Below are 10,076 nucleotides of genomic sequence, written 5' to 3'. Positions count from 1 at the left end.
TATTGCTGAAGTTATCCAGCAAGTCAAAAAGGAAAGCCGTTGAGCATCGCTTGACCAGATGCGTCCAACCGGATTTCGACGCCGTTGCGGTACTGCGCGGCCGTCTCGATCACGCTGTCGTAGGCAGGTGTCAGATAGTGAAAGCGCTGGTTGGTGGATCCGACCCAGTTCCGTTTCTTTTCCCGTCGGCTCGGCACATACGGCCCGTCGATCACCAGGTCACACTGCGCAAGCAGTTCGGCACCCCCATCAGGCAACCTGCGATCGGGTCCGATTACGTAGCCCGTAAACAGGACGACAGTTAAACCAAGCTGGCGGACTTCACGCGCCAGCACTGACAGATTGCGCGCCTGGATCATCGGCTCACCACCGAGCAACGTGATGCCCTCGATACCATGCTGCTCGTGCGCTGCCCGAATGCGCCGGACCATCTCATCAACCTTAACCAACTTGTTTGGCACGAAAGGAAGGAGTTCCGGATTACAGCAGTCCACGCAGCGGATATGACACCCTTGCGTCCAAATCGCAAAGCGCTTGCCCGGGCCCTCGACCTCGGTGCAGTCGATCCAGTGGCCCAGGTTCAGTAAAAGCGAAGACAAGCTAGTCCTCCAAGTCAAACGCGAACTGCGCGCCACCGCCACGCTGGATGACGCGCACCGATTTACCGCGCAAGTAACCCGGATCGTCGCCATACTCAAACAAGAACTCGGCCAACGGATCGATCAAATGCTTACTCAACTGATTCAAGACGCCGCGTCCGCCCATCCGCGCTTCGGCCGTGGCCGCGATCGCCTCCATCGCAGCCAGTTCGTCTCTGAACACCAGGTTGCGGATGCCATATTTCTCGTGCAGCTTGCGCCGCAGCGGCGCCAACTTCGAACTCGCGATATTCGCCAAGAAACCCGGCACCGTGATGAAGTTGAAGGGCACGATGTTGTCGCCAATGCGATTCAGCAGCTCAGGGCGCTTCATCTGGTGTACGAAGTGGTGCTGCACCTGGCCCAGGAAGGCTTGGCGCACGCTGCTCACGTCATCGCTAATTTGGACGTCAGCGGCGCCAATGTTGGACGTGAAAATGATCACGGACTCTGCGAACGACACCGTATCTCCCTTACCATCGGTGAGGCGGCCGTCTTCGAGGATTTGTAGAAATTTGTCGAGGATGCGCGGGTGGGCCTTTTCAATCTCGTCGAACAACAGCACCGAGAAGGGTTTACGCTTGACCGCATTCGTCAGTTGTCCGCCTTCTTCGTAGCCGACGTAGCCCGGCGGCGCGCCCACCAGGCGCTGGTCGCTGTGCTCGTGGTTGAACTCGGACATATCGAAGCGGATGCAAGCATCCTCGTCGCCGAACAAGAAGGCGGCAAGCGACTTGGCCAACTCCGTCTTGCCGACCCCCGTCGGGCCGACAAAGAATAGCGCCCCCTTCGGCATGCGCTGCTTCTTCGAGTGCTGCAAACCACTCAAACCGGTAAACGCACGGATGATGACTTGGTTGATCTTGTGAATCGCTTCGTCCTGGCCAATCACGCGTGCGCCAATGCTTTGGACAAGGGTGCGCAACTTCGCGTGATTCAAATCCTCCCAAGGACTTTTGCGATCGCCAAAGCGATACAAGTTGCACAGCGCTTCCGCCTTCAGTGGCTCAGGACCAGATTGGCGTGACAGCTTCATCAGTTGCTGTAGATCCCGTATCGCCAGACCTTCTAGGGCGTCGACGAAATCGGCGAACGGCGCCGTGTCCGGGGTAATCCCCTCACTCAAAGCCCAGCGCCGCGCCGTGCGCTTGAGGAATTCTTCGCGTTCGCTGCGAGTAGGCGAGGGCACCACGATGTCGGTGGCTGCAGGGTTGTGCTGCAAGAGTACCGGGGGAATCGCCCCCACCCGCGGACACACCAGTACGACCAAGCTAGACGGTCGGCCCAAGTGGTCGTTACCGGTTTCGACCGGCGCGCTGGCTGCCGCATTCAGCAAAAGCAGCCATTGACGCTCTGCCTCACTTAAATTATTGGCGCTACCGAACAGGTACTGCGGCCACTCGATCACGAACGCGCTGCGCTCGCGCCCACTGGCCAGTAATCTCTGTTGGACGATGCGGAAAAAGTCTTGCGGGTCGCACGTTTGCGGTACTACCGGGGGCGGACTAACGTCCCCCATGTCGTAACTTTCGGCAGCCGTCCCGCTTGCCGCTGGCGCGGCGATCCCAGAAGCTTCGGCCACCAACCTGGCGCGGGCGGCTTCATCGATGCCGCGCATACCATCCGCGCGGTTCCAGCGCACGACTTGGTCGAACGCCATGTCCTTTAAAACCTGCGCCAGCAAATCCGTGACCGCAACATAGTCGCTGCTCAAAGGGGAAAGGGCCAAGTCTTGCACATTGCCGTGCACGACGATCACGCGACGCATACCGGCTTGACGCCGGAAATTTTGCAACCACAGAGGCGATGCGATCTCACTCATGACGGTTCTCCTGGTTGTCTAGCGGGCGCGCGTCACGCGAAAGACGGTCTGGATTTTCCCAGCGAATGCGCTCGTCCGACAGTTGGATGCCATAGAGTTGCTGCAGCATGGGGAGCACTTGGTCGATGTCTTGCTTACACGCCAAACCTTCGTAATGGTCGAATTTGTAGGAAAGTTCGCCACCAAGGTCGACCCGGAACTCCGCTTGCCGGCCAGAGGGTTTACGGGCCAGGATCACCACCCGGTCTGACTCGCCGGTCTCGCGCCGCGGCGGCTCCACGGCAAAGCCGGCCTTCTGCAGCGATTCAAAAATCGCGCGTACAGCCGTACGGCGGCATTCTTCATTGACGATGGCATCGTCGGCCTGCGCACTTGCTGCGGCGAGCGCATGTTGGAAGGCGGACGCCTCGTCGGTCTCCTGTACTGCGTCCCAGGCGGCCGACAGTGCACGCAGCGCCGCTGGATTGCGCTCGGCCGCTTTGAGCGCCGTATCCCGGGTGTCGCGCAGCACTTGCGCCTGTACCTCTGGCGCAGCAGCTTGGCGACGCCCCGCTTTCCACTCGCTGGCCTGACGCTGGGCCTGTTCTCGGATGCGCGCGGTCTGCTGCGCGACGTCCTGTCGAATGCGCTCAATACTCGTTCCGGCGGCGACTCTGGCTGTCAGATCGTCTTTCAAAGTGGCTGCCTCAATGTAAGCAAACTCGCGTTCCACCGGGTCACCTATCTCGCCGAACACCGAATCCAGCACGCTTTGCAATTCGACGCCCGCGCGACGCTGTCTTTCGCGTTCGAGTTCGACCGCATGGCGCTGCGCTTCGCGCGCCACGCGCGGCAGCGCGTGGACGTCAGAGGCGATGTTGCGGCTTTCGTCGCGAGCACGCTCTGGGTCGCTATGCAGCAGGCTGCGCAAACGTTGCAGCGTCGATTCCAAGCTTCGAAACTCGGTGGCCACGTAGCGATCCAGGCCCTGGCGGCGCACGTCAGCGAGAATGGTTTCGTAGCGTTCGACGAATTCCGAGGTGGTCGAACGAATGCGACTCAAATACGCTTGGTGACGTCGCTCTCGTTCGATTTCCCAGGTCCGATCGGCGATGCGGCTCATGTTCCTGTCCTTTTCTTTTGGTTAGCATGGGTCGGGCGCGGCGCTGCGTTGGATGCAGCAGGCTTACGCTGTACCGGGCGATTGATGAAGCGCTCGACACCAAAGGCGCTAATGTTCATGACCTGCGCTTTCAAGCAGAGGTTCTGGTCGCCTGTCACCAGATGCGTGTTGGTCCCGGCGTATTTAGCGGCAACCGCCAAAATACGGTTGTCGGCGGACTTGCGAAAATCGTCCGGCAGTAAGCTCATGTCTGCAGTTTCCAAGCGTTTTTGGGCTGGCGGCACGGCCAGCAGATGGCGTACAGCCGTAGCGCAGCGCTCCCTGAGCGCCGGGTCGGTCTTCTTTTTATCGAGTTCGTCGATCACCGTGGCCGGCAGCACCAGCAACTGGGTTGGCCGTAAGAGTCGCGGCAGCTCGGGGCAATCGATCAGCGCATTGGTGTCGACCACGAACACGTGCTCGAAGTTGGCGCCGCTCGCCTCGATGTAGCGATCCACGGCGGCGAGCCAATCGAGGCCCACTTGTCGGGCGGCGGCTAGGCGAGTGCATTGCACCGCCTCGTGTAGGCCATGCGCCTGCACGAACTCGTCGAATTGCCGGTTCCATTCCTGGACGGCACTGCGGAAGGATGGCAATTCACGTCCTGTCGCCAACTTACGGACCGTATCGGGGACGGGGGCAGCGAGCGGGAAGCTTTTTCCGATGCGTTTCGCGAATTGCCCACCATGACGCCAGAGTTCGCGCAGCGCGTTGTCGAAGCTATTGCCATTCGCAGTACCGAGCACCTTCGCAAGCGCTGTTTCACTGTCGAGGTCGAGAATCTCTTTGACCACCGGTGCGGAATAAAGGTTGGGGAGCCAGGGCAAGGAAAAACCAGGCGCAATGGCGCGCGCCTGTCCAAGGAGTGGCGCCAGGCAGGCAGCAGTTGATAAAGGCGCGACTCGGCGCAGCAGTTCGCCAACTAAGGGTTTTGGATCGGCGAGCGCAAGCGCCTTCAACTTCTCGCACCACGCCGGCACTGCCTCGAGCGCGATGTCTTCGCTACAAGAGCCGAGCGCCGCTTCAAATAGTGCCACCATCCCCTTATTCCAGCCTGGTAAATCTTTGTCTTTTAGGCGCCGTAAAGTCGCGCCCCAGCTGATCGCTGCCTCCAGCAGAGACAGTCCGACCCCCCGGGTCCGCAGGGCATCGACCAGCGCCGGCACGGCGCGCGTGTAGGGCGTCAGCAGCAGTCCGGCGGCCGTTTCCTGGTGGTCGAGGCTAGCGAGTAAGCGCGTGGCGACGCTGTCGAACACGGCCTCCCCTGTTCCGGCCATGCGCAGCGCCAGCGCAACTTGCGCCGGCGCACCGTTCACCATGAGGTTAGCCCGGCATAGGCGCCAACTCTCTGTGTCGCTCGCTATATCGGCGTCACCCATGTACACGTCTGGCGCCAGTTTCACGATGCAGCCGTCATGACTGGCGTTCCAGTTGATGTGCCACCGAGCCCTGGGCAAGTCGCTTAGGTCTGCGCCGTGTCGCAACCTCACGGTGCCCGGTGCCGTCAGGTTCGGACCCGCGCTCATGGCGAAAGCGCCGTGCTGCGACACCAAGAGGCGCGGCTGCTGTCCGAGAAGGGTGGTGGCACGTGACAGCGGAAGCACGACGGCGTCGGGCGCCAGGTCGAGGACCGGCCATGCTTCGGCCAAGGTATTGGTTACCCCGAAAATAGCCTTGATGATGGCCGAGCGCAGCGTGCTATGCGGCGCCAGTTGCGCGAGGTGGCGCATGACGTCCGAGCGCTCGCAGCGCCAGGTGAGCGCGCCATTGTCGATGTACGCTTCGACGGTGACTAGTTCCCAGGCCGCTTGTGCTGGGCCATCCGGACGCCGGTCTTCGATCTTGGTATCCACGCGGTACCAATCTGGCCGGTGCCGATCCAAATGCGCGTCAAAAGCTTGTTCGGGCCAGGCCGACGCGAAGTCTCCCGCGGGAATGGCGAGCAAAGGCGCTTCTAGCGACAGTTTGGCCCAGCGACGCTCGTCGCAACGGACGCTGGCGAGCGGATCGTAGGCAAACTCTTCGATCTGCTCCTGTTGGCGGCCCAACAGCTTCTTCTCCATTGCCATTTTTTTGCCGCGTTCGGTCAGCGCCAAGGCGCCGATGGCAAGGCCGTCGGAGTCATCAAAGGGCTGTGTGGCGCTGATGATGCCCAGCGCCTTTAATTCCAGCAAAGTGGCACTGAGGAGGGGACGTGGGTCCGGCACGCACAGTAACTCTTCGAATACGGTCTCCAGCGCCCAATCGCGGTATGTGGGATCCGTACCAAAGCGATGGACGATGTCGAGCACTGCTGCTTCGAACGGCGTCGGTGTACGTGGCGTCGCGTAGAGGACGCGGATCCGGTGGCGCAGGACCGGAACGCCCAGTTTGAATGTGGTCAATAGGGTCATCGCGCACCTCCGATGCGGCCGTCATTGGATCTTCGGGCTTTGCGTCCCGCATTGGCTGGCGAGGGTGGCGTACGGCCGCTGGCGCCCGCCGGGAGCAGTTGCTCAAACGTGGTTTGATCAAGCAGTTGGCGTGCATGTTTAAAACCGCCGTTGAGCTCGATCTCGCTGATGATCTGGCCATAGACTGCTCTGGTCGAATGACCTGGCCTGTCCAAGTGCGGCAACTTGATTTCGTAGGAGCGGAATACCCGCTCCGAACCAAGCACGACGAGCAGTTCTTGGGCGCGCGAAAAAGCGACGTTGATGCGCTCAAATTGCGCGGTGTTGGCACGCTTCGACAGCTTGTGCGGTGGGGACCGCACCAGGCTGACGATGACGATGGGCCGTTCTTGACCTTGGTAGCGGTCAGCCGTGTTGACGTCGACCTTGATGGCGACGAAGGGGCCGCGCGTGCGCACCAGCGCATTGATCGCATCCTTAATGGCCCGGATTTGCTTGGCATAGAAGGTGACAATGCCCACCTCTTTGCGTGCCTTGCCCGCGCTGCCGTAACCCTGTTTTTCGCAGGCCTGGTCCAGGTCCACCAACACTTTCGCAATCAGCGCCGCTTCGGTGTCGTTCACCTTGCCGCTCGCGCCAGCACGCCGTTCGAAGACGTTGTCGCCGTTCGGCGCCTTGCCAGAATCAATCCACAATACGTGCTGATCGGGTTTTAGATAGGCGATGCGGTCTGGGCCGAAAAGTTCCAAGCGGTGTTGGCGGATGTCGCGTTCCAAGGTTTCGCTGTTGAGGCCGTCGGGGTCTGACAGACCGCAGGTCAGCTTGCCCTCATAAAAGGCGTTGACGACCTCCATGATTTGCGGGTGCATGCGGTATTGCGTGAACAGGAAGGCTTTAAGGGTTGCCGGCGCATTTTCAAAATGCCGCTTAAACAGCGATGCCGACACCATGTCACCGAACCGCTCGAGGTTGTCACGCGTCAGCGCACTGTCGGATGCCGGGTCATCTGACGCATCGGCGTCCTGGTCCTCGACCTGCTCGAGGTATTGTTCGGCAGAGATACCCTCTTTGAAGACGGGTGGCAGCTGACGGTGGTCGCCAACGAGAATTGCGGTGCGCGCCATCGACACGCACATCAACAATTCGGGGGGCGTGGCCTTGCTAACCTCGTCGACGATGGCGACGTCGAAGGCATCGTGCTTGGCCTCGGTCAGCGTGCTGCGCCGCTCGGAGCAGGTAATGCCGACCACGTTGGCGCTCTCGATGTAGGCATCGGTCAGGTAACGCACCGCGGGCGCCGCTTCACGGGCGGCATTGCCTTGCTCGTCCAAGGAGGCGGTCCATGCTTGTAGGACTGGACCCCAATCATTACGCAAGGATGCGGTCTGGCGCAAGCCGCCGCCGACCATGGTCTGACGTGTGCGTTTTGCCTCCAGCGCGGTGGCGCAGGCGGCGCGCCAATCGGTGGGAAGTTCGTCCAGTTCAAGTTGCGCACCGAGGTCTGCTAAGTGCCGTGTACGCCGTTTCGCATCTTCCGCCAACTGATGTTCGAGTTCGCGGATCCCGCGGCCCACCAAGGCTAGTTGGCGCTGGTCGTTGGTCGTGTCAGCAGCAGAGGCGATGGCTGCCGCCAGTTGCGTGCGTCCGAGGGCGAAGGCCGCGTGGCGCCAGGGCATCGCGCGGCGCAGCGCGGCAACTGCGCGCTGGAGCGCCTCGAGGACGGCCGTGCGTGTGGCGTTCGCCGCCAGCAAACGCGCTGCATGGGTCGGTTCGAACACCGATTCGTACAGGTCGCGCGACAGCGCGCTGTCGCGCGATAGGGACCGTAATTGTTGTGCGATTTCTTTCGCTTGGGCGAAGGCCGCGTCATCCCCATCTTCAGCCAGGACCCACAAGCGCGTTCTCTCCGCTGTCAAGGTCGCGACCAAGGCTTCGGTTTCTGCCGACATCAACTGCTCGCTCTTGAGTTGCGATAGCCGGCGCAATTCGTTTCTCAACGACGGCAGGCGATCGAGCAATTGCGAGCATGTCCGGGCCGCCGAGAACAGCATCGCTGCTTGCATGCGGCTAGCGGCCGGGTCATACCAACCCAATGCGCGTCCCGTGTTGAGCCCAGCTTCAGCGAACGATATCTGCATGCGCCCAACGGCGGCATGCCACGCTTGGCGCAAGGTGTCGGGAAGAGAACCGGCCCAGTCCGACTGCGCGGACGTTAGGTGATCAAGGAAGCTAGCGGCATCGTCCAGGCGCTCGCGCTCGCTTCCTGCCGCCTCGAGACGCTGCTGCAGGCCTTGCTGTTCTTGCGTACTACGCTCTTTTAAGGCGCGGCCTTGCGCAATGCGTTCTTCGACCTGACGCAAGTCCGAAGCGACTAACTCGGTAGCTTCGATCCACGCATCGAGGCTACGGGCCTCTGATTGCATTGCCTCCCACTTGTCCAGATGCTGCTGGCGACAGAACTTGGCGACCGAGCGGTAGTAGGACCCCAGCGCATGTTCAGGTACGAAGGGCGACTCCTTGTCAGCCTTAATGCCGAGCCGGAGGGCACGAATGACAGGTGTATCGCCCAGCCGTTTAAGCGCATTGTCGACCGCAAGGTTGGCCTGAGACGCGACCAGGACTGTCTTACCCTGGCGGACCAGTTGGTATGTCGCTTCGGCGATCATGGTGGTCTTGCCGGTACCGGGCGGCCCTTGGATCAGTGACAGGTCCGGCGTGCTGATCATCATCTGCACGGCCTTGCGCTGGTCGGGATTCATGTCGCCGCGCAGCCAGTCTTGTGGACCGATCTCGTGCCAACGGTCTGGCGCGCGCGCCTGCGTAATGTCGAACAAGTAGGCCGAGACGAACGGCGCGAAGCCCGATTCCCTTTGCAGGCGTTGTAACTCTTCGCGCTGGCGCCGGATCAGCGCCAAGTCACCTACGGCTGAGACGGCCAAGAAGCCGGTCGCTGGCAGCGTGTTCTCAAATTTTTTGACCGCTTCGACAGCGCCGTCGGCTTCGACGAGTTCGACGAATTTTTCGTAGGCCGTCTCTTCGAGCTGGTAACTGACCTCCTGGAAGCGTGCCGCCGGCATTTCCTCAGACACCAGTGCTTGCGGAATGGCCTTCCGGTCGATCGTCACCGCCTTCTTGCCGGGTGCCGCTTCACCCAGCGCTTGGGCACGCGCTTTGCTATTTTCGCGGTACGTAAAAGTCCAGGGATCGGTCGAGTAATCCAGGTTGTAAGCCGATAAATCGTCGCTTCGCAGCAGCCGATCGATCGAGGGCCCGTCCGACGCTTCTGGCACGGCGATGACAAAACGCCATGTGCCGTCATCCTGCAAGCTGCGCGATAGGTAACGGACACCGGTAATACCCGCCTGGACTAACTTCTGCTTCCAGTCGAGGTAGTCGGTCCATTGTTTCAACGCCTCCGCAGTGTCCTTCGAAATCAGCGGCAGCGTAGCGAGCCACTCAGCATTCAGTCCAGACTCGGCCGATTGCCCGTGACGGGGCGATCCACGCATTGGGATAGCGCGCAATGTGCGCTCGAACGGGCGCGCCGGTAAGTCCGTCATGTCGCTGATATCCATCAGGCGGAACATACCTGTGCGCCGCTCGACGTAGCCCTTCGCGGCAAGCGTCAAGCCTTCGGGCCACTCCGCAGTGTGACTCGGCAGCAGAGCCTGCGGCCGAATCAGCAAATACGGGTCAGCTTTGACCGTGATGTTGCTGATCAGGTAGTCGCTCAGTCGGCCGTCTGGAAACAGCAGCGTGCAAAAGCGCGCCAGCATGTCTTGCGGCGTACTCGCACCGGGCAGCAATGCGTTGCCGAAGCGCTTACGCAAGGCACTGAGCTTGGCGTACAGCTTGTCGACGCTTGCAACAGCAGTGGTGTTCGGGAAGGTGGGTGGAGTAAACCGTATGTCCCAATAAAGATGGGCGGGAAAGGAAGGCGCGTGTGTGGTCTCGGACATCGGTGTATCTGCCAAATTTGCCGAGCATGTCATACGCGGCCATCGGTTAAAGCCAAAGACTTACTCTACTACATGTAGCTCCCAGGAAACTCACACTTTGTAACCTGTCGCCTGTTTCATTGT

At 60.9% G+C, this 10,076-nt stretch carries 5 protein-coding genes; all 5 read right to left on the bottom strand.

Translation table 11 applies throughout. The annotated features are described in order from the left end of the window. Positions 1-23 precede the first annotated feature (23 nt). Genes NX782_RS25800 through NX782_RS25780 form a run of 5 tightly spaced genes read right to left on the bottom strand, consistent with a single transcriptional unit; the run spans position 24 to position 9,953 of the window. Positions 24-599 (bottom strand): 4Fe-4S single cluster domain-containing protein, encoded by a 576-nt coding sequence (locus NX782_RS25800; protein WP_258848368.1) that lies wholly within the window; start codon positions 597-599, stop codon positions 24-26. Position 600: 1 nt separating this feature from the next. Then, entirely contained in the window at positions 601-2,460 is a 1,860-nt protein-coding gene (locus NX782_RS25795) for an AAA family ATPase (protein WP_258848367.1), read from the bottom strand. Further along, positions 2,453-3,562: a hypothetical protein gene (locus tag NX782_RS25790; protein ID WP_258848366.1), complete on the bottom strand. Its 1,110-nt coding sequence runs from the start codon at positions 3,560-3,562 to the stop codon at positions 2,453-2,455. Before NX782_RS25790 ends, NX782_RS25795 begins: the two co-directional genes overlap by 8 nt. Then, positions 3,559-5,994 (bottom strand): PIN domain-containing protein, encoded by a 2,436-nt coding sequence (locus tag NX782_RS25785; RefSeq protein WP_258848365.1) that lies wholly within the window; start codon positions 5,992-5,994, stop codon positions 3,559-3,561. The genes NX782_RS25790 and NX782_RS25785 overlap by 4 nt, the downstream gene beginning before the upstream one ends. Further along, positions 5,991-9,953, bottom strand: a complete 3,963-nt coding sequence (locus NX782_RS25780; RefSeq protein ID WP_258848364.1) for an AAA domain-containing protein — start codon at positions 9,951-9,953, stop codon at positions 5,991-5,993. The genes NX782_RS25785 and NX782_RS25780 overlap by 4 nt, the downstream gene beginning before the upstream one ends. Between the last annotated feature and the right edge of the window lie 123 nt (positions 9,954-10,076).

The organism is Massilia norwichensis (genome assembly GCF_024753245.1).
Lineage (GTDB): Bacteria > Pseudomonadota > Gammaproteobacteria > Burkholderiales > Burkholderiaceae_D > Telluria > Telluria norwichensis.
Note: the sequence above shows the minus strand (reverse complement) of the source record. Positions and strands in the feature narration are given on the sequence as shown.

What these genes read in the sequence shown, in the direction of transcription:
- NX782_RS25795 (WP_258848367.1), bottom strand. Translation starts at nt 2,460, where the DNA reads ATGAGTGAGATCGCATCGCCTCTGTGGTTGCAAAATTTCCGGCGTCAA.
- NX782_RS25790 (WP_258848366.1), bottom strand. Translation starts at nt 3,562, where the DNA reads ATGAGCCGCATCGCCGATCGGACCTGGGAAATCGAACGAGAGCGACGT.
- NX782_RS25785 (WP_258848365.1), bottom strand. Translation starts at nt 5,994, where the DNA reads ATGACCCTATTGACCACATTCAAACTGGGCGTTCCGGTCCTGCGCCAC.
- NX782_RS25780 (WP_258848364.1), bottom strand. Translation starts at nt 9,953, where the DNA reads ATGTCCGAGACCACACACGCGCCTTCCTTTCCCGCCCATCTTTATTGG.